20 protein-coding genes and 1 pseudogene are annotated in these 19,224 nt (G+C 69.4%); 11 read left to right on the forward strand and 10 right to left on the reverse strand.

Annotated elements, in window-relative coordinates:
* The first annotated feature begins 410 nt into the window (after nucleotides 1-410).
* Both AB0I69_RS36070 and AB0I69_RS36075 read left to right on the forward strand, forming a co-directional pair.
* Entirely contained in the window at nucleotides 411-845 is a 435-nt protein-coding gene (locus tag AB0I69_RS36070; RefSeq protein ID WP_363099951.1) for a DUF485 domain-containing protein, read from the forward strand.
* Nucleotides 842-2,449 (forward strand): cation acetate symporter, encoded by a 1,608-nt coding sequence (locus tag AB0I69_RS36075; RefSeq protein ID WP_363099952.1) that lies wholly within the window; start codon nucleotides 842-844, stop codon nucleotides 2,447-2,449. The genes AB0I69_RS36070 and AB0I69_RS36075 overlap by 4 nt, the downstream gene beginning before the upstream one ends.
* A 63-nt stretch (nucleotides 2,450-2,512) precedes the next feature.
* Here the strand turns inward: AB0I69_RS36075 and AB0I69_RS36080 are convergent, their stop codons facing one another.
* The 4 genes from AB0I69_RS36080 to AB0I69_RS36095 form a co-directional block, all read right to left on the reverse strand.
* Nucleotides 2,513-3,352 (reverse strand): lysozyme, encoded by an 840-nt coding sequence (locus tag AB0I69_RS36080; RefSeq protein WP_363099953.1) that lies wholly within the window; start codon nucleotides 3,350-3,352, stop codon nucleotides 2,513-2,515.
* 105 nt (nucleotides 3,353-3,457) lie between these two features.
* Nucleotides 3,458-4,402, reverse strand: coding sequence for a C45 family peptidase (locus AB0I69_RS36085; protein ID WP_363099954.1), 945 nt, complete (start codon nucleotides 4,400-4,402; stop codon nucleotides 3,458-3,460).
* 293 nt (nucleotides 4,403-4,695) lie between these two features.
* Nucleotides 4,696-5,163 carry a GNAT family N-acetyltransferase gene (locus tag AB0I69_RS36090; RefSeq protein ID WP_363099955.1) on the reverse strand — a complete coding sequence of 156 codons (468 nt, stop codon included), beginning with the start codon at nucleotides 5,161-5,163 and terminating at the stop codon, nucleotides 4,696-4,698.
* Between the two features lie 175 nt (nucleotides 5,164-5,338).
* Nucleotides 5,339-6,277 (reverse strand): MerR family transcriptional regulator, encoded by a 939-nt coding sequence (locus AB0I69_RS36095; protein WP_363099956.1) that lies wholly within the window; start codon nucleotides 6,275-6,277, stop codon nucleotides 5,339-5,341.
* A 169-nt stretch (nucleotides 6,278-6,446) separates the two neighbouring features.
* On the opposite strand from AB0I69_RS36095, the gene AB0I69_RS36100 reads away from it, so the two are divergent.
* Together AB0I69_RS36100 and AB0I69_RS36105 are read left to right on the forward strand one after the other, a co-directional pair.
* The gene (locus AB0I69_RS36100; protein WP_052067739.1) at nucleotides 6,447-6,668 is read left to right on the forward strand and encodes a helix-turn-helix domain-containing protein; all 222 of its coding nucleotides are present in this window, start codon (nucleotides 6,447-6,449) and stop codon (nucleotides 6,666-6,668) included.
* Nucleotides 6,665-7,372 carry a Clp protease N-terminal domain-containing protein gene (locus AB0I69_RS36105; RefSeq protein ID WP_363099957.1) on the forward strand — a complete coding sequence of 236 codons (708 nt, stop codon included), beginning with the start codon at nucleotides 6,665-6,667 and terminating at the stop codon, nucleotides 7,370-7,372. The genes AB0I69_RS36100 and AB0I69_RS36105 overlap by 4 nt, the downstream gene beginning before the upstream one ends.
* Before the next feature lie 717 nt (nucleotides 7,373-8,089).
* Here AB0I69_RS36105 and AB0I69_RS36110 read toward each other — a convergent pair.
* On the reverse strand, nucleotides 8,090-8,245 hold the full coding sequence (locus tag AB0I69_RS36110) for a hypothetical protein (RefSeq protein WP_363099958.1): 156 nt from the start codon (nucleotides 8,243-8,245) through the stop codon (nucleotides 8,090-8,092).
* A gap of 331 nt (nucleotides 8,246-8,576) precedes the next feature.
* Between AB0I69_RS36110 and AB0I69_RS36115 the strand changes: the two genes are divergently transcribed.
* Together AB0I69_RS36115 and AB0I69_RS36120 are read left to right on the forward strand one after the other, a co-directional pair.
* Entirely contained in the window at nucleotides 8,577-8,951 is a 375-nt protein-coding gene (locus AB0I69_RS36115) for a hypothetical protein (RefSeq protein ID WP_363099959.1), read from the forward strand.
* Nucleotides 8,842-9,278, forward strand: a pseudogene (locus AB0I69_RS36120) (pyridoxal-phosphate dependent enzyme); the annotation flags it as partial. The gene AB0I69_RS36115 and the pseudogene AB0I69_RS36120, both read left to right, overlap by 110 nt.
* Here the strand turns inward: AB0I69_RS36120 and AB0I69_RS36125 are convergent.
* Nucleotides 9,264-9,911, reverse strand: coding sequence for a hypothetical protein (locus AB0I69_RS36125; RefSeq protein ID WP_363099960.1), 648 nt, complete (start codon nucleotides 9,909-9,911; stop codon nucleotides 9,264-9,266). The pseudogene AB0I69_RS36120 and the gene AB0I69_RS36125 sit on opposite strands and share 15 nt — an antisense overlap.
* A gap of 344 nt (nucleotides 9,912-10,255) precedes the next feature.
* Here AB0I69_RS36125 and AB0I69_RS36130 point away from each other — a divergent pair, with 344 nt between their 5' ends.
* Nucleotides 10,256-11,701 carry a NucA/NucB deoxyribonuclease domain-containing protein gene (locus tag AB0I69_RS36130; protein WP_363099961.1) on the forward strand — a complete coding sequence of 482 codons (1,446 nt, stop codon included), beginning with the start codon at nucleotides 10,256-10,258 and terminating at the stop codon, nucleotides 11,699-11,701.
* On the opposite strand, the gene AB0I69_RS36135 is transcribed toward AB0I69_RS36130, so the two are convergent.
* On the reverse strand, nucleotides 11,691-12,104 hold the full coding sequence (locus AB0I69_RS36135; protein ID WP_363099962.1) for a DUF397 domain-containing protein: 414 nt from the start codon (nucleotides 12,102-12,104) through the stop codon (nucleotides 11,691-11,693). The genes AB0I69_RS36130 and AB0I69_RS36135 overlap by 11 nt on opposite strands.
* Here AB0I69_RS36135 and AB0I69_RS36140 point away from each other — a divergent pair.
* Nucleotides 11,992-12,291 (forward strand): hypothetical protein, encoded by a 300-nt coding sequence (locus AB0I69_RS36140; protein WP_363100155.1) that lies wholly within the window; start codon nucleotides 11,992-11,994, stop codon nucleotides 12,289-12,291. The genes AB0I69_RS36135 and AB0I69_RS36140 overlap by 113 nt on opposite strands.
* A gap of 101 nt (nucleotides 12,292-12,392) precedes the next feature.
* Here the strand turns inward: AB0I69_RS36140 and AB0I69_RS36145 are convergent, their stop codons facing one another.
* The gene (locus AB0I69_RS36145) at nucleotides 12,393-13,700 is read right to left on the reverse strand and encodes a DUF6348 family protein (RefSeq protein WP_363099963.1); all 1,308 of its coding nucleotides are present in this window, start codon (nucleotides 13,698-13,700) and stop codon (nucleotides 12,393-12,395) included.
* Between the two features lie 309 nt (nucleotides 13,701-14,009).
* On the opposite strand from AB0I69_RS36145, the gene AB0I69_RS36150 reads away from it, so the two are divergent.
* From AB0I69_RS36150 to AB0I69_RS36160, 3 genes are read left to right on the forward strand one after another with little or no spacing between them, the layout of a single operon-like run.
* Nucleotides 14,010-14,930 carry a hypothetical protein gene (locus AB0I69_RS36150; RefSeq protein ID WP_363099964.1) on the forward strand — a complete coding sequence of 307 codons (921 nt, stop codon included), beginning with the start codon at nucleotides 14,010-14,012 and terminating at the stop codon, nucleotides 14,928-14,930.
* On the forward strand, nucleotides 14,927-15,604 hold the full coding sequence (locus AB0I69_RS36155; protein ID WP_363099965.1) for a glycerophosphodiester phosphodiesterase: 678 nt from the start codon (nucleotides 14,927-14,929) through the stop codon (nucleotides 15,602-15,604). The genes AB0I69_RS36150 and AB0I69_RS36155 overlap by 4 nt, the downstream gene beginning before the upstream one ends.
* Nucleotides 15,588-16,400 carry an inositol monophosphatase family protein gene (locus tag AB0I69_RS36160; protein WP_363099966.1) on the forward strand — a complete coding sequence of 271 codons (813 nt, stop codon included), beginning with the start codon at nucleotides 15,588-15,590 and terminating at the stop codon, nucleotides 16,398-16,400. The genes AB0I69_RS36155 and AB0I69_RS36160 overlap by 17 nt, the downstream gene beginning before the upstream one ends.
* Nucleotides 16,401-16,688: 288 nt before the next feature.
* Here AB0I69_RS36160 and AB0I69_RS36165 read toward each other — a convergent pair whose 3' ends face one another.
* Nucleotides 16,689-17,672: an NAD(P)-dependent alcohol dehydrogenase gene (locus tag AB0I69_RS36165; protein WP_363099967.1), complete on the reverse strand. Its 984-nt coding sequence runs from the start codon at nucleotides 17,670-17,672 to the stop codon at nucleotides 16,689-16,691.
* Between the two features lie 251 nt (nucleotides 17,673-17,923).
* Nucleotides 17,924-19,126, reverse strand: coding sequence for a hypothetical protein (locus tag AB0I69_RS36170; protein ID WP_363099968.1), 1,203 nt, complete (start codon nucleotides 19,124-19,126; stop codon nucleotides 17,924-17,926).
* Nucleotides 19,127-19,224: the final 98 nt, after the last annotated feature.

Here is a 19,224-nt window from a genome sequence, read left to right on the forward strand (position 1 = left end):
CCTCCTGGGAGCCCCCTGCACACACGACGCCCCTCACCTGCTCCGGCCCGCCCGGACACGGCCTTGCGTAACACCCTCCAGAGACCGGCCCGCCCCGCCTCCCCGGACCGCCGCGAGACGCCTTCGGCACACCGGAGCAGCCGGCCCCCGCCGGCCGCCCCGCACCGGGAACCGGCACGCTGCCCGATTCGACGCACCCACAGCCCACGGGACACTGCCGTGACGATCCGTCACACCCTCCACACCCACAACATCCGAGGTCAGCGCACTGCAGCAGTCCTCACCAGGGAGTTCACCGGAAGTCCTGCGCACGGTCCGGCACCCGCATAGCGTGCGGTGACCCGGACCGCTCCCCCGCACTCCCGCGGTCCGCGCCTCTTGGGCCCCACGACCCACTAGGAGACCTGGGAATGTCCTCCGACAGCTCCGAGTTACGCCCGCTTCAGCACCGACCCGCACGGCACGCCTCCCCCACCCCGACCCTGCCCCCGACCGCCCGGCAGGACGGCCGCCGGCCCGCCGCCCGGACTCGTTCGTGGACCGGGCCGCACCGCGACCTGCGTCTGCTGCGCCGGGCCTGCCGCCGGCAGCGGCGCGTCGCCGCACTCGCCGCACTCGGCTACTTCGCCGTCTTCCTCACCCTCACCGTCGCCTTCCCCGCGGTCATGACCCGCCCCGCCCCCGGCGGCCTGCCCACCGGCCTCCTCCTGGCCCTGGTCCAACTCCCCGTCACCTGGCTCGCCGTGCTCTTCTACGAAGCCACCGCACGCCGCTACGTCGACCCTCTCGCCCGCCGGGTCCGCCGCCAGACCCACCCCACCCACGACGGGGAGGCACGGCCGTGACGGACTTCGAGGGCGCCGCCCGGTCCTGGTCGCTCGTCGCGTTCTTCAGCGTCGTGACCCTCACCCTGCTGCTGTGCGTGGTCACCGGCCCCGACCGCGACGACCTCGACGAGTTCTACACCGGCTACCGCTACCTCTCGCCCCTGCGCAACGGCCTGGCCATCGCCGGCGACTACATCTCCGCAGCCACCGTCCTGACCGTCGGCGGCATCATCGCCCTGTGCGGCTACGACGGCGTCGTACTGGCCCTGAGCACCCTGCTCTCCCTGGTGCTCCTGATGTTCCTGCTCGCCGAACCGCTGCACCACACCGGCAGGTTCACCATGGGCGACGCCCTCGCCCGCCGTATGCCCGGCCGCGCGGTACGCATCACCGCCTGCGCCGTCACGCTCGCTGCGCTCGTGCCGATGATGATCGTCCAGCTCGCCGGAGTGGGACAGCTGCTGGCGTACGTCCTCGGCTTCTCCGACAGCACGATGCGCACCGGCTGCGTCGTCGGCGCCGGAGCGCTGATGATCACGTATGCCGCCCTCGGCGGCATGCGCGGCACCGCCCTGATCCAGATCCTCAAGACCGTGATCCTCCTCGGCTCGGGCCTGGTCGTCGCCGCACTCATCCTGCACACGTTCGGCTGGAGCCCCCGAACGCTGTTCCGGACCGCCGCTCACAACAGCGGGGCCGGCCCCGCCTACCTGCGCTACGGCCTCCAGTTCGCCGGCGGACAGCACCCCGCCCTCGACATGGTCAGCACCCAGTGCGCCATCGTGCTGGGCGGCGCCTGCCTGCCGCACGTCACCATGCGCACGTACACGGCCGGCAGCACCCGCCAGGTACGCCGCGCCATGTCCTGGGCCGTCTGCGCAGTCGCCCTGTTCATGGCCGTCATGACCGTCATCACGGTCGGCGCCACCGCCCTCATCGGCAGCAGGACCATCGCCGCCGCCGACCCGCGCGGCACCACCGCCTACCTCCTCGGAGCCCGCGCCGCGTTCGGAACCGGGCTCTCCCGCGCCGAAAGCCTGCTGTTCACCACCGTCACCACGGCCATCTTCCTCACCCTGCTGGCCTCCGTGGCCAGCATGACACTGGCCTGCGCCAACTCCCTGGCCCACGACGTCGTCGCCCGCACCCACACACCACCCCTGCGCGAAATGGCACTCGCCCGCCTCGCCGCCCTCGCCGTCGGCATTCCCGTGATCGCACTGGCCGTACTCGCCCAGCACCGCAGCCTCCAGCCCCTCGCCATCCTCTCTTTCTGCCTGGGTGCCTCCGCCATCGCCCCCGCCCTCGTCTACAGCCTTTTCTGGCGCCGCTACACCCGCACCGGCCTGCTGTCCACACTCATCGGCGGCACCCTCAGCGTCCTCGTCCTCATCACCGGCACCAACCTCGTCTCCGGCAGCCCCCAATCGGCCTTCCCCCACGCCGACTTCAACTGGTTCCCGTTCACCACCACCGCACTGGTCTCCGTCCCGGCGGGTTTCCTCTGCGGCCTGCTCGGCACCGTCCTCTCGGGCAGAAGGGCCGGCGCACGCGAACGCAACCGCTACGAATCCATCGAACCCGTACTCCTGGCCGGACCGGCACACCCCAAGAACGGATGACCACACACCACCCACCGGCACACCAACCCCGGCACCGAGGCGCGAAGGACGGCACACGGCCCGTCAGCCGGCCGCGAACTCCCGCAACACATCCGGCGAACCGCTGAACCGGTCGTGGTCACCGACCGTCTCCCCGGACGACGTGTACTGCCACATCGCGTACGCCGACCACCCCGCCGGCAACGCCCCCACCGACGAGGCATACCGCGCCACCCACAACGGGTTCGTGGAACCGAAACCCCGGTAACCGCCCGTACAGGAGGTCCACCAGCTCGTGGACGTGTAGATGACGGCGTTACGACCGGTGCGGGCCCTGTAACGGTCCAGGAAGTCGCCGATCCAGGCCGTCATACCGCTCGTGGACTTGCCGTAACAGGCGTCCCCGTAAGGGTTCCACTCGATGTCGAGCGCGCCGGGCAGCGTCCGGCCGTCGTTCGTCCAGGCTCCGCCGTGATCCACGAAGTAGTCGGCCTGCGCGGTGCCACTGCCGGAGTCCGGAGTGGCGAAGTGGTACGCCCCACGGACCATGCCGACGCCGTACGCGCCGTCGTACTGCCCGCCGAAGTAAGGGTTCCTGTACGAGGTCCCCTCGGTGGCCTTCGCGTACGCCCACCCGGTACCGCTGCTCCACAAAGTGGACCAGGCGACGTCACGCTGGTGACTGGAGACATCGACGCCCTCGACCTGCCCGGCCCTCCTTGTCGGGGACACCGCCTCGGCCCTGCCGCCGGTCCCGTCATGCGCCATGACGCCCATGCCCATGTAGGCACTCCCCCGCACCGGCACGGGCGCGGGCGCTGCGGGCGCGGGCGACGCGCCCGCCACGGTGACGAGGAGGCCGGACAGCACCACGGCCAGACGCAGGCGGAAACGGCCATAGCAGAACGGTATGAATATTCGCATACCGCCCATCTGACCCTCAGCGGTCCCGCACCGCACGTCATGTACCGCCAACGACGCCCCGCTCGGCCGGCGGCAGCGACCCTGAGCGGGGCTCCGGAAAGCCTCTCAGCCGGCCCGACTCAAGGTCACCGTGCGGGATCCGGGCGTGAAGTCGCCGAAGGACTGTTGCCAGGACGCACCGGGCCAGTAGTAAGTCACACGGCCCTCGACGGGCCGGTAGTGGGCTGTGTAGAGCGTCCTCGACCCCTGCTCGTCGACGGATTGGTACAGCGGCGGCTTCAGCATCGCCGCCACGTCCGCACCCGCGGCGCGAATGGCGCGCAGCCGCTCCTGCGTCCGCAAGGCCCGCTCCTGCCCGTCGGTCACCGGCAGGTGCTGGTGATTGGCGGCGCAGGCATCCGGCGCCACCGTCGGCGACATATCCGGCCCCACGAACACCGTCACCGCGTTCGCGGGATCGACAAGGGTGAGGTTCAGTGGAACGGCGACCGGCAGGGACCGCAGCCTGCCGACCGCCTCATCGACGGTGTCGCACGTCTCCAGCAGATAGCGCACCACGATGAGAATGGCGAAGCCGCGTCCGTAGACGGAACGTCCGCCCCAGGTGAGCGAGACCGCGAGACCGGCGTTGTTCATCCCGTCCTGCAAGCCCCACAGCATGTCCTGCATCCCGATCACCGGGCGCAGGAAGCAGGAGGAGACGATGGTTCCCTCGCACTGATCGGGCCGTAGGTCATAGTTGCGCAGCAGAGTGCCGTCCTGGCCGATCTGGGTGCAGGACTGGGAGAACGGCCGCAGTGCCGCGTGGGTGAGGAAGGCTTCCGCCTCGGGCCGGTCGAGTTGGCCGGCCAGGCGGTCCAGAATCGGGACCAGTTCCGGCATGTGCGTACGGAACAGCGCCTGAACACGGTCCGCGCCCTGCGGAGTCCGGCCCTCCTCGGTCAGCAGGCCCTCCATCTCCTGCCACAGGAGCCGGGTGTAGGCGGCCCACCGCCCGTCGCGCCCGTCGCCGACCTCGATCGCCTGGAAGGTCTTGTGCTCTTGCCGCACGGCTGCCGCTCCCCCTGTGAGATTCGGCCGAGGTGAGGGCAACCTAGCCAATTGCGGGGTGAATCACCAGGTGGCCGCCATCGGCGATGGCCAGGCGCTGGATCTGGTTGAAGCCGCTGAACGCGAGCGTGGCCGATTCCAAGCAGGCGACGGTGTTCCGCGTTGGAGGAGCCGGGAGTCAAGAAGGCTGGGAGGCGGAGCAATTGTCACTCAGTGTGGTTCGGTGACGTGTGATCAGGCTGCGATGGTCTCGGCGTGAGCAGCCTCAGCCGATCCGCAGAAGCCGGGAGATCTCAGGCATTCGTGCGCCGTATGTGCAGGTGGCCGTCGCGGGGGAAGGAAGGCGGCGCCGCGGGCAGGACGCTGTCCAGGTCGTAGCGGCTCTTCTGCGCGACCCGGCACGATGCCAGGTTGTCCACCTGGTGCAGGAGTTCGAGCCGCTCCAGCCCGTCGGCTTCGAAGGTGTCGAAGGCCCAGCCGGTGAGTGCCTCCAGAGCGCGCGGGGCCACCCCTCGCCCGCGAGCGTGCGCCGCGGTCCAGTAGCCCACCTCGGCCGCCGGCTTGCCGGAGGTGACCCCCTTGAGAACCACGTTGCCCACCAACTCCTCGCGAACCGAACCGGGTTGCGCCTCAAGGACGGCGAAGCCGAACCGCTCCCCCACCGCCCAGCCCCGCTGCTCGGCCTGCACCCACCGTGCCCCGTCAGCATCGTTGTCCGCGACAGAGCTCGCCCAGTGGCGCAATGCGGGATCCCGGCTCACCTAGACCAGTGCGGCAACGTCCTCCATACGCCAGGGGCGAAGAACGAGAGCGGGAAAGGCCGGCGTCACGGCCACCTGAAGTACGACGGGGGCGTTCATGAACCGATTATGCGCGGCGGCGATTTCACACCCCACGTCAGCCGCGTCCAACCCACGCCGCCTCACGACCGCCCCGTCATTGCGGTGTCCGGACGCGCAGAGCCTCGACGGACCAGTCGAACACCGGAGCCAGACTCTCCGGGGCCGGCCAGCCGTTGACCACGGCGAGCAACTGGAGATACCGCTCCCTGCGTGGATCGTTCACGCTCTCCAGCCGAGTCACGAGTCGGCGGCGAAGCCCCACGTCGTCGGGGCGGCCGAGGAGATGGGCGTAGTGCGCGGTGAACGCCGCGACGAACGGTTCGGCCTGGGGCGAGGCCGGGTCGATGCCGGCGGCCAGGGCCGGGCCGGCCTGGTCACGAACGGCGGCGGTGATGTCGCGGCGCGGGCCCATCATGTCGCTTCGGGTCTGCTCGGCCGCCTGGTCCTGGGCCATCCGCCGCACGGAGGCGCGGAATTCCGGGTCCAGGGACATTTCAGCCAACTCCACCCACGCCTGGACCTGTTCCGCCTCCGGGTTGTCGGGCAGCTCGGGAGTCATCGAGCGCATGACCCCCGCGAACGCGGGGACGCCGTCAAGACCACCGAAGACGGCGTCGAGGAACTCGCCGACCAGACGTCGGCGTTCGTCCTCGGAAAGCTGGGCCAACCGGTGCATGAGTTCCGTCTCCTCAGGTGTCGCCCCGCGCTCGGCCACCGCCGTCATCACCGCGCACCGCAGGCACAGGACACGAATCTGCACGGCCAGCGCTTCGGCGTGCGCCGCGGCGACCTCGGGCAGCGAGAGCTCGCGGTCCACGACCTTGCGGATCGTGGAGAGGTCAAGTCCCAGCTCGCGCAGGGTCCTTACGAAGTCCAGGCGTGCGACGGCGTCGACGCCGTAGAGGCGGTAGCCGGCCAGGCTGCGGTCCGTCGGCGCCACGATCCCGCGATCGGAGTAGAACCGAACGGTCTTGACCGTGAGACCGGTCCGCCGAGCGAGTTCACCGATCGAGTAGAGCGTGTCGCCGTCCATGCCCCCACCTTTGTGTCTCCCCCTACGGGAGACTCAAGTCCCTTCGCGTACCAACAGGCAACCACTCCTCATCCACAAGTCTTGACAATTCCTCTTGCGGATCTCGAACTCACCACGCATCGTCAGCATATGTTGACGCGACCTCGGTCGTCAGCATATGCTGACGGGCATGCAGAACACACTCGAAATCGCCGAGGGTGCCGCCAGCAACGACCCGGACGTCGGGCTCCGCGCGGTGGCCGCCCTACGAGAACTCAGCGAACGGCTGGAACTCCTCCAGGTCGACAACGCGCGGAAACTGGGATGGTCCTGGCAGGACATCGCCCAGCGGCTCGGCGTCACCAAGCAGACCGTGCACCGCAAGTACGGCCCACTGATCGGGAGGCGATGATGTTCGAACACTTCACTCCCGACGCCCGCACCGTCGTAGTTCATGCCCAGGAGCACGCACGCCGGCTCGGGCACCACCACATCGGCAGCGAACACCTCCTGCTCGCCCTCGTCCTGACCGACCAGCCGGCGAGTGCCGTCCTGCGCGAGCACGGCCTCACGCCGCAGCGCGTCGAGGAGGAGATCGTCCGCCAGGTCGGGCTCGGCGCGGGGTCCCTCCTGTTCGGCACCCTCAACCGGGATGCGCTGGCCTCGATCGGGATCGATCTCGACGCCGTCCGCGCCAGGATCGAGGAATCCTTCGGACCAGAAGCCCTCGCCCGCGCCGGCCGGACCGTACACCGGCCACCCCGCCCCTCCAGGCTCAACCCCCGGCGCGCAGTTCCCCCGCGCCACTGGCGCAGCCAACGCCGCGCCCGACGCGCCGTCCTTACGGCACCCACCTCCGCTCCGGCCGGCCTCTACCAGACCGACGGCGCCCGCCCCACCGGGCACATCCCTTTCACCCCGCACGCCAAGGAGAGCCTGTCCAACACGGTCCATGAGGCGCAGGCTCGGCACGAGACCGACATCGGCACCGAACACCTCGCCCTCGGCCTCATCTCCATGAACAGCGGGCTGGTGCCCTCCGTACTGTCAGCACTCGGTGCATCAGCCCCGGCGCTGCGCACTGCAATCGTCGACCGCTACGGCCAAACGAGCTGATCCCACTCCCCGTCCATCGTCAACTTCCGCATCGGACATCACCTCGCCCAGGACCAGATCGAGCGAGATTTCACCAGGACGGCCAAGCCGCGTGTCCGGGAGGCCACATGAACCGGCGCACCGGAGATATCCCGCGGGCACCGGGAGCGTGGCCCCTGCTCGGCCACACCCTGCTCCGCGACCCGCGCCGATTGGTTCAACCCGCCTGCCGCAAAGGCCGCTTGCCCGGCTACGCCATCGCCCACGGCGGCCGTGTCATAAAGTCCTGGGCGCAGCGGACGGACAGACAATCAACGTCACCGACCGGTTGGAAAAGATCCTGGCCCGTGAGCCTCACCGTCGTCATTCTCTGCACGAGTTTGGCCGGCGGAGCGGAGTCTGCCCGCTGCGGCCGCTCCACGTTCGCCACCCCGCAGAGGCGTCCGCCGTGGTAGGGCCGGTGGAGTGGAGTGATGCGAGACCCATGTGTCGGAGGGGCAGCCCGCACATGGGGGCGGGCACGATTCCGAATATGCAAGATCCGTTCGATTGCGCTGTCGCCCTCTCACCTGCTGTTCGCCCTGGGGTGTACGGCGGCACATACGGTCCGGAAGGTGACGATCCGTCAGGCGATGGCTGTTCACCGGGCCGGGCTGGTCACCTCTGTGATGCGGTCGAGGAGGTCGCCGTGTTCGAGGGCCTCGCGCAGGGCGGCGGAGATCTCTTCGAGGAGCAGGTTCACGTCCGCGATGGCGTCGGTGGTGAGGGGAGTTCGTCGAGGAGGTACTCGCCGCGGTCGTCGCGCTGGAACTCGGGGCCGCTTCGGTCGGCGAAGTTCCACTCGTGGCTGCGGGCGAGGTAGACGTACTCGGTGTCGCCACTGGCGTGCGCCATCTGGTGGAACGGGCGGACGAAGTCGGCCTTGCCGGCGATCTCCTCGTGGATCTCTGGCAGGAGCGCGACCTGGCGGTCCGTGTTGGGGGCCGTAGGGTGAGGGGATGCTGCTGCTCACCGAGTCCTTTGCCGAATTGGCTTCTCCCGCAGGCCAGTTGAGTAGGGCGCTCGCCGAGGACCGGCATCAAGAGGCTGGCACCCTGCTCGACACGCTCATTCGGGAGGGTCGGATCGGGGCATGCCGGTGGTGCGGGCGGATCTAATGGCCCTCGTCCGGCCGAGGGGCCAGGACGCCTTCGATGAGGCCGAGCAGAAGGTGCCGCGGGGGGGCTTGGACCTGGCGTGCGGCATGCCGCGCCTGCTGGACTGCGCGGCGCTGCACCATGCCTGCGCAGGCCCCCAGTTCACCGACCCGCTCCGCGCCCGCCTCGTCTCCGAGGCGGCCTGGGCGATCTGCGCGTACGTGGCCTCCTCCTACGAGGCCGCCAACGAGCGTACCGCCACACTGGTCGGCAGCGGCCCGGGCGCCCTGGAGATGCTCATCGGGCTGTGGGTGCAGGTCACCGGTGCGGTGACACGAGACGGCAAGAAGGCCAGCACCCGAAGTCGAGGTGATCCGCGTCCAGCTGCTGGGCGCACCGGCGCTGACACACTCGTGGCGCGGGCGGCGCGTCGTCACCACCGACTCCGCCGACACCATTGGTGACGGGGTCGCCGGCCGGCGACCCATCCCGGCTGTCCTGGACGACCTCCTCCTGGTCGCTGACGACGCCGTCCTGGTCCAGGAAGCGTCGATCATCGCCGGTATGCGGATGCTCCTCGAACACGTCGGCCTCGTCGTCGAACCGTCGGCCGCGCTCGGCGTCGCAGCGACCTCGAAGGCCGTGTCCGCATCGCCGGCCGGCACGTGGTCACCATCGTGTGCGGCAGCAACGTAGACGCGGTGCGGTGCCGCCCGTCCGTGACGTCCGTGAGGTCCATGACGTCTGCGAGGTCTGTGAATGCCGTCGGACAACGCTCAGCCGCGCGGTAGCGTCCAGTGCCCCACCCTCATGGCCACGGCTTCGTTCGCGTCGAGGGACTGGAGGCGGTCGGCCACGTCGGTCAGCATCTCCGTGATGCCCGGCCAGCGGGGCGCCCGGTCGTGTCCGGTACGGGTGAAGGGGACGACGCAGCCGTGGAGTTGCCCCGGCCGCAGGTCGGTGAACAGGCCGCCTCCTCCGCCGTCGACGGCCACGGGCAGCCACTCCGGCAGCCATACGGGGACTGCTTCCGTGGGGTACAACGTGCCCGCGGGATCGGCGCTGCGGGCACGGGTGTGATGTTCCCAGGCTGCCGCGAGCGGCGGGGGCACGATGTCCTGTGCCACCTGGAGGTGGATCGTCCGGCGTTCGTCGGCCTCGGCCGCGCCGCAGGGGTCGTAGAAGTCGGGGATCAAGTGGCCTGCCGGGGACGGTGATTCGGGGGCCGGTGCACGGTCGAGGCCGTCCGTCCGGGCCCACCAGCACAGCAGGGCCGGGGGCAGTTCGGCGCCCGCGGAACGCTCCGCGACCCGGCGCAGCAACTCGCTTTCGGCGGGCGGGCGCAGGCGGGCGCGGTAGCCGGGGGCGTGGTCGGACAGCCAGCGGTCGATCCGGTCCCAGGCGTCAGCCGGTGCATGTGTCACGGCCACCGCCTCCTCTCACATCGCAGTTGTGATCGCCGGCCTCACAGGTAGGTCACAACATCTCCCCGCGCATATCGGGGGTTTCAGCCAGTGTGTCCCTGTGCGTCATCGCAGGTGCCTCTTGGATATCTGGTGAACCGTATGGTCACAGCGGACACGTACCTTGCCTGGTAATCGTGGGTACCCTCTCCGGCCCAGCCGTAATGATGGCCGTGTTCGGTCAAAAACGGGGGCCGCTCCATGCGTCACATCTGTACGCGAGTGCACAGCCTTGCCCTGACGGGGTGGCCCCTCTTACGTCGAGGGGGAACACCCGCATGTCGTTGTCTCGCATCAGGAGGCGGTTGCGCTGGTTCGCAACCGGGCTGCTGATACCGCTGGCCATCGGTCTGTCCGGCCCTGCGGCACACGCACAGGACGCCAGGACCGCAGCCACCGCGTCCACCGCCGGCACGAAACTGATCGGCGAACCCGTCCTCCTGCCGTACAAGCTCGGCAAGGTCCGTCCGGGCGAGAAGGTGGGCAGGCCCGCGCCCGCCGTGCAGCCCGACCGTACGTCCGCGCTGTCCGCGAAGACCGTCGCGAACGCGCTGCTCAACGCGGGCAAACAGGACCAGCACAGCTACGCCGACACCTCCAAGGTGCCCCTGACCAAGGACGCCACGGTGCCGAGCTCCGAGGCGGCCGCGGCAGCGGCACCGCCGACCGGCTGGGGTGACGAGCCGCCCCCCGACAGCGCGGCGTGCCTGGACCGGGACGGTTCCGAGACGGCCGCGGGGGAAACGTACAACCGCTGGCTGTGGTGCAAGAAGGGCCGGCTCGGCATCGACTACTACACCGTCAACAGTGACGGCACCCGTGAGTTCCATGGCACCGCCAGCGTCGCGTACGACGCGGTGACCGTGGGCAACGGTAAGGAGCGCGCGGTACGCACCTACTTCCAGGCGCAGTACGGCTCCGTCTCGTACGACGGGTGGAACCCCCTCGACAGCTGGATCTGGGAGGTCGACGACCTGTCGATGTACGTCCTGTCCGACTGCACCCAGGACGCGACATTCTGCTACGGCACCGGTAGCGGGATCGAGCACACCTGGGACGAGTGGGACTACCACGACGAGTGGCTGCACTGGGACATCTACTCCAACGAGACCGCCTCCACCGCCGCTGACAAAGTCCTGTACCACCAGTGGCACTTCCGCTTCAGCGGCAGCGGCGGCGACTACGTCTACCCCACCGGCACCACCGAGAACCACACCATCCGCTGCGACTCGGCCAACTACTTCACGTTCTTCCAGGACTATCCGAAGGCGTGCGTGAACTACGACGTCATCCCACATCTCCAGTACAGCGTCGGTGACAGCCGGGTCACCTCGGTCGCCCAGCACATCCGGTTCGCCCAGAACGATCCGACGCGTACCTATCCGATCGAGATCGAACCCAAGGACATCCCGGGCAAGTACACCGGCTCCCGCGACGAACGCGGGCTGCACCGGGTGCCCGCCGGGCCGATCACCAGTACCAACAGGTACTACAAGGACGCGGCCTGCAACCGCACCACCCCGTACAACGACCAGACGGGCATGCCCGCCTACGACACGGCGACGCGGGACTGCGACGAGTACCCGTTCCAGTCCACCGACGAGGGTGCGGGCAGTCCGGTGTGGGACTTCTCGGTACGGGCCGTGCCACGGACCGAGAACCAAGCCGCGGGCGGACTGCTGATCTGGTACTACTTCAGCGACCGCATCCTGTACAACACGGACGAGTTCTGGGTCGACATCACCGACTGACCGCCGACGCCTCCACGGCGCCGACGAACTCCGTCCACGCGACAGCCCCGATAAGAAGGACGTGCCCGTCCGGCACCTTGCTGTCCCGGACGGGCCCTACGCCGGGGACTCCGTCGATTACTTCGAGGCAGCTGGCGCCGCTGCCGACCCCGTAGCTGCTCTTGCGCCAGCGGGCGTTGCTCAGGTCGTACTCGTGCGTCGTCCGAAGTCCTCCGCCGCCGATTCGATCAGGGCAACGCTCGCCCGAAAAACGCCTGGCTGGATGGCAGTGTGGTCGACAGTCCTTCGCCGTGGACGAAGTGCTGCCGCAGTTGAACGAGCTGCTGTTTCCCTCGGTCGAGGGCGTGTTGGTGGAATCGGTCGAGGTGATCGACACGGTCGTCCGGGCCGAGGCCCGTACCACCGCAGGGCGGGCGGTCGTCGCGGCCCGGCTGCGCGCCGCCGACCAGGCGCTGCCGCTGGGCGGGGCGATTACACGGCTCCTACTTGCTTCGCGGGACGCCTCCCAGCGTGCGAAGTGCGTGCACGTGTCCTTCGAAGAAGGCTTCCCGGCCGCACGAGGCGAAGACCCTTCTCTGCACTTCACCTGATCGGTTGCACGGCGGGTGTTTGATCGTGCCTGGCGAGCGCCCAACGCCAGCCCTGTTCGGTCGAGCTTCGCACCCTCGGGCCCACCTCCCCTGACGGCACCTCAGCTTGACGGTGAGCGGGGAAAGCGGTCGCCGATGACGAAGGCGGCGGGCCAGGTCTCCGTCAGCACCTTGCTGAGCAGGGGGTCGCTGGACTCCAGAACCTCGCTGTAGCGGACCGAGCCGTCCTCGTTGATCCGTTGGCCGCCGAGGACGACGGGGGCGCGCAGGACGTCCTCGCCCCAGGGGCCGATGGCGTTGCACAGCAGGCCCTCGAAGCGGTGGCCGGCCAGGTTGTCGTTGCGGGCCCGCTGCACGAAGTCGTCGATCACGGCTGGCTGGAGGTAGGTCCAGGCGAGGTAGACCACCGTGCTTCCATCGTCCAGACGGATCGGGAGGCGGACCTTGAGGAAGTTGCCGACGCCCTCCGCGATGATGATCGCGCCCGTGTCGGACTTCACGCGGCGCCTGCGCTCCTCCTCCGAGAGCTCGGCGACCAGGTGGGGCAGGGCCAGGTCGAAGCCGGGGTGCTCCGGGTCGAGGTGGCCGCCGCAGGCGCAGGTGGCCTCGTGGGTGTGGGCTTTGGCTTGCCCCGAGGGGGGAGCGAGATCGAGCCGGGTCGCCGGGTAACTCGGCTCGCCACCACCCGCCGGTACCGGAAGCAGCAGCGCGTAGAACCGCACTGCCGTGGATGTCGTTGGCTCGGGCAGTCCCAGCGCCGTCATCGCTGCCGAAGCGGCCTCGTGGCGCTCACCGTTGACGCGGATCTCGGCCTGCACCGCGCCTGGGCGACCGCCGTAGAAGACCTTGACGCCGTTGAAGAAGGGCGATTCCAGGTCCGCGGTGAACGAGCCCGCGATCCGGTGCAGCACGTTCGCTTCCAGCAGCGCGCCCTGCAGCCGCCGGTTCTCGTCGACGTCGCTTCCGAGACCGACCGCACCCGACGTGATCACGTGCCAGCCGGGCACGCCGCCCTCGTCGTCGGGACCCGCGTGGTCTGCGAAGTGCTCACGGCGGTCGAGAAGTTCCAGCAGGCAGGCGCCCGCCGTCTGCACCCATGTGTTCGCTGCGTCCTGCGGATCAGCGGACATCGACACGACGCAGTCCAGGAAGCACGGTACGTCCGGCTGGAGACCGACATCCGGCAGCGCGACGAGGTCGTAGTGGTGGCCGCCCCCGTGGTGCGGCGGGGCTACGGCCACGGCCCAACCTTGCGGGCTGATCAACGAGTTGCCCTTGAGCTGGGCGCCCTGCGTCACTCCGGGCGCGAACTCTTCGAGCCCGGCCCTGACCAGGGCGAGGAACTCCAGGTCGGGCAGCCGCTTCGCCGGCGGCTCCTCTTTGCGCGTATGACGTCGTATCCAGGACACCCGTGGATGGCACTGAGCCCGGCCTACCGGACAGTGTTCGGGTTTGGGGCCCCTGCAACGGGACCGCGATCTCCACGGACATCTGACATCTACCCCCGGCCTCTGAAACGCCGGCCGTCCGCGAGAACCTGAGCCGGAATCAACAACCTCGGACCCCCGTTGCGTCCTCTCCCCCACCGTGGCGTGACCGCTCCCCGCCCCTTCTCCGGCATTCCGGCATGTCAGTCGAGAGCACACCGCCGAACTGTCGTCGTAAAAAAAGTTCCCGTTCATCCCAGCGTCCCCCACCCCACCGGCCCCCTGCCTATCGTGCGCCGGATCAGATACTTCCGCGTCGAACCCGAACTGACCGGACCCATCACCATGCCCATCCGGATCCATGTCCGCTCCCCGCGGAACACCGACTCGCCGCTGTGGGAGGACATTGTTGTCCGCGCCCTCAAGGAAGAAGACTCGGGCTATCAGGTCAAGGTCGTCTTCTCCTCGCACGGCACCGCGAACATCGCGACGGCGGCAGGCGATCCGTCAGGCCCGACGCTGGACGGCCGGACGGTCGTCGTCGGTACCGACTACGCGGCCGTTCCGCCGGAGCGCCACCCCACCGACATGGTGTTCCGGAACTACGCTCTGCGGCCGCATCTGACGGTTCGTCAGAGTTTCGGTTTCGGGCCGGGGATACACAAGGTGCCGCGCGGCGAGGCCGACCGCCGGATCACCGAGACCTTGGAACAAGCCGGCCTGACCCGCCATGCCGACGGCCGCCCGGCCGCCATATCCGGTGGCGAACAGCAACTCACCGCGTCAGCACGGGCGTTGCCCCTGCGCCAACGAGTCCACGAAGAGATCAGGGACATCCGGCAACTCCTCTGCATCACCGCCCAGTTCGTCACCGACCTCAACCGCCTGGCCGATGCGGCAGCCATGCCGGGCGCACTGCTCCCGAGCCAAGTCACCGTGCCGTGCGTGGAGTTGACCGGCCTGGCGGGGTCCGGCATCCGTCCTGAAGGGGTGCGGCTGGACGACGTTCCTGAGGGGGGCGCCGACCCGGGCGCAGAGGTACTCCCGCGCGGCCACTTCACGGAGGTGGTCGTGCCACTGGAGAGCAACCCCCGCCTGCGTTCGTACGTCTCCGGCACGGCGACGCCGGCACGCGGCGAGGTGGTGCAGGTGAGGGTGGGGCGGCCGCTGTCGTACGCGGCTGGTCCTGTCGTCGAAGTGGAGGCGGCATGAGTGCGCGGCGTCCGCTGGCCGTGGCGCATCGGGGCGACCCGTGGGCCGGGGTGGAGAACACCCTGGACGCCGTACGGCGCGCGACGGGCGCGGGAGTCTCCGCGATCGAGGTGGACCTGCGGCGCACCGCCGACGGCTTCGTCGTCCTGCACCACGACGACGACCTGCGCCGTCTGTGGCGCCGTCCCGAGGCGGTCGCGAACCTGACCCTGGCCGAACTGCGGGCGCTCGCTCCGGCAGTGCCGACCCTGGAGGAGGCACTCGACGTCACCGATGGGATTCCCCTGCTCCTGGACACCGGGGACCCGGCTGTCGCGGCGGCGGCTCACGCGGAACTCGGCCGCCTCGGGGCAGTGGCGATGTTCTGCGGCGCGGCACAGGCCATGGCGGCGGTGCGGGAACGCGACGAGCAGATCACCCTGTTCCTCAGCTGGTACGGCGACCGGCCGCCGCCCGAGAACGTGCTCGCGGCCGTACGCCCGCAGTACTTCAACCCCGAACACCGCTTCCTGTCAGCGGAGTCGGTGGCGCACTGGCATGCGCGGAACGTGCTGGTGAGTTGTTGGACGGTGGACGACGCGGACCGGCGCGCCGAACTCCTCGGCTGGGGTGTGGACGCGATCATCAGTAACGACGTGAACGGGGTGGTGAAGAGTTGTGGCGAACGGGCATGACCTGGACGGCGCACTGCGGGTGGCCGTGGAGTTGGCCGAGTGGGCCTCGGAGTCGATCCGCGGCGGGAACGCAGGGGCCGCGGGGCCGGTCCGGCAGAAGGCGAGCCCGGCCGACATCGTCACGGACACGGACGAGGCGGTCGAGCGGCACGTACGGTCGGTGCTGCGGCGCGAGTTCCCCGGCTGGGGAATCGACGGCGAGGAATACGGTGTCGAGGAGGGCGCCTCCGACGCCCCGCACTGGGTGATCGACCCCGTGGACGGAACGACCAACTACGCCCACGGGCTTGGCTGGTGCTCCTTCTCCCTGGGCCTCGCCGAGCCGGACGGCTCCCCTCTGCTGGGCCTGGTGGCGGATCCGTGGCGGCGTGAGGTGTTCACGGCGGTACGGGACAGGGGCGCGCATCTGAACGGCGTCCCGATCCGTGCGGCGGACCATACGACGCTGACCGGACACGTGTTCATGACGGAATGGGCGGCGCACGCCCACTGGCCGGGCCTGGACACGCTGCTGGCCGCACTGGCCGCCCGGCACTGCACAGCACGCGTGATGGGCTCGACTGCACTGTCCCTGGTCCAGGTCGCGGCGGGCCGGGCGACCGCCGCGGCGATCGGCGAGTTCCACCCGGTGGACGGTCTGCCGGCGCTGCTGATCGCGACGGAGGCGGGTGCGGTGGCGATGCCGCAACTACCGTCGTACGACGAGCCGTTGTTGCTGGCGGCGCCGGACGTGGCGGCGGAGGCTTGGGAGTTGTGGCAGTCGACGGTCGGCGGGGACGCGCTCGGGCCCCAGTGACCCTCTGCGGCAGGTGCGAGGGTGGGGAGAGATCGACGCTGCCGTACGCGGACGGCCCGGATCTGGCGCCGGTTTGTTTGCCCTGATAGGAGGCGGGGTTGCCGGAGTCTGCGGGCTCGGTGGCACCGCCGATCTTCCCGGCTCGGATCGATCGGCCGCTCGATGTTGTCCTCGACTCGGCATCCCCCTACTGCCGACTCCGTCCGCGCACCGCGTCGATCGAGCAGCACTCCAGTGCAGCCCGGTCCACACCCGGCTCCGGGTGCGTCGGCGTAGCCGCCGGTTCGCTCAGGCTCCGCCGGTCGCCACGGTCACGACGATCTTGCCCTGGGGGTGGCCGTGCTCCAGGTGGCGGATGGCGTCGGCGGCTTCGGACAGTGGATAGGTGCGGGCGACGGCGGGAGTGAGATCGCCCTTGTCGATGAGTCCGTTGAGAGTCAGGAGGTCCGCGCGGCGTGCGACCGCGAGCATGCCCCGGAGTTTCTGACGCCGGAACAGCGAGCGCAGCCCCATCTCCAGTTGCATGCCCGCGTCGGCGAACCAGCGGCTCCCGCCTTCGCCGCCGACATGGACAAGGGTGCCCTCCGGGGTGAGGACGCTGCGCATGAGGGAGACGCTGCGGTTGCCGGCGACATCGAGGACGACGTCGTAGCGGCAGGGACGGTCAGTGATTTCTTCTCGGGTGTAGTCGATGACGTCGACGGCGCCCAGGGAACGGACGAAGTCCGCCGCATCCGGCCCGCAGACCGCGGTCGCCTCGGCCCCGTGCGCGGTGGCGAGTTGAACGGCGAAGCTGCCCACCCCGCCCGAGGCTCCGATGACGAGGACTTTCTGGCCCGGCCGCAGACCGGCCTTGGTGTGCAGCGCCTGCAGGGCGGTGACCCCGGAGCAGGTGATGGCGGCAGCCTGATCGAAGGTGAGGCGGTCGGGTTTGGGGGCGAGCTTGTCTGCCTTGGCAAGGGCGTATTGGGCGAAGGAGCCACGGCATTCGCCGTAGACGGCGTCCCCCGGTTCGAGGTCGTTCACGTCGGCACCGACCGCTTCGATCACCCCCGCGCCGTCCCAGCCCGGGACGGGGTTCTTGGGCCTGCACAGTCCGAAGACGAGACGTGCCGGATAGGGCAGGCCGGTCATCAGGTGCCAGACGTCGGGACCGGCGCCGGCGGCATGCACACGGATCAGTACCTCGCCGGCGCCGGGTGCGGGGCGGTCGATGTCCCGCAACTCCAGGACGTCCGCCGGGCCGTAGACCTCCTGCACGATGGCTTTCAAGGTGGTTGCCTCCCGTTCGGTCAGCCGGATTCCGGAGAACCGGCTCGGTCGATCAACGTGCGGTCCGCACAGGGGAACGGAATGGGCCTTCGTCGCAACCCACTCAGCATCTCGCGACGCGGTGCACACGCCCAGCAATCGAACACTGTGCGTCAGAAGAGGTGTCCTGACAGGTGCCCGGAGGTTGATGCGCCGGTCATGCCCAGACACCACGACGGCATGGGCAAGGTCCGTCGGCTCCCGGAGTCGCGTCAGCGTGGCACGGCCTCGACCACGCTGATCCGGTGCATCTTGCGCCGACGGGGACTGCAGTGCACGTCGACGACGTCCCCCACTCTGAACTGGTCCTTGAGCGAGGGGTTCGGGTCGGGCGAGAACATCAGCCGGCTCGACTGGTTCACCTCGAAGGACCAGGCTTTCCCCGATGCCAGGTGTTCGACCGAGCAGCAGTAGTGCGTGACGATGGTCGGTGGATCGTCGTAGTGCGTGCGGTAGTTCCAGACGGAGATGACGGCACCCCGGAACGTCATCTCCGCGGGCACCGCACGGAACCGGCGGTGGGCGGGCAGCCAGAAGGCCGAGAGGAGCGCGCCCACGAGGACCGGGCTCGCGCCGAGTGCCACACCGAACGGAAGGGGCACTGCCAGGGCCAGAACGATGGTGACGGCGCAGGCGACGGGGGCGATGAGCACGACATTCCACACGCGGCCCCAGCGCGGAGCATCGAGCGGGGCGGTGTCCACGACATGCCAGGCGTTCTTGTACGAGGACCAGATCCGCAGTGGTCCACGTACGGGTAGGGCCGACTCGGGTCCCGTCGCGCCCACCTGCCGTGCCGGAAGGCGGTGTTCGGCTGCGGCGCTGGCGTCCGGGTTGTTCCGCCACCGCCTCGCGGCCCTCCGACCTGCGGCCGTCAGCCAGGGGCCGGACCGGCGCGGACGCGACCGCAGCATCGCCACCACCAGGCATGCGATGGTCAGGTTCACGGCCACGGCGAACACGCGCCGGTCCAGCGCGAAGCACGCGAGCATGAATCCCAGCCAGGCCCCGGCCGCCGAACCCCACACAATCAATATTCGGGACTTCACACGTCCCGGTTGTGTCAACCCCAGCGCCAACGCCTCGTCACAGACGCTCTGTTCGAAGCTTTGCCACCACGTCCAGTACTCGGCGCCGTCCCCGGGTCCGAGGGCATCCATCGGTACGCGATCAACACCTCCTCGGCAGCGGTGGCGGACGCGCTCCATCACCAGTTCCTGGGGAGCCGACAGCGGCGGCATGTCGCCCCTCTCAGGGGTACATCGCACGGTCAGGGTGCCGTCGGCCTTCCGTTCGGAAACCAGGCGGCCCGCTCGGATCAGTTCGACGGCGGTTGTCTGGACGGCCTTCGGGGTGACCTGGCCGTCGCCGAGGATCAGGTTCACCACGGCCGCGGACAGCTCTTTGTCGTTCACGGACACCCCCTCGGCTTTCCCCGATGCCAGTCGGACGATCATTCCAGATCGGGTTCGAGAAAAGTCCGGGTCCATGTGCGAAATCCCGCGTCCGGGTC

It is taken from the genome of Streptomyces sp. NPDC050508 (genome assembly GCF_040655155.1).
Taxonomy (GTDB): Bacteria; Actinomycetota; Actinomycetes; order Streptomycetales; family Streptomycetaceae; genus Streptomyces.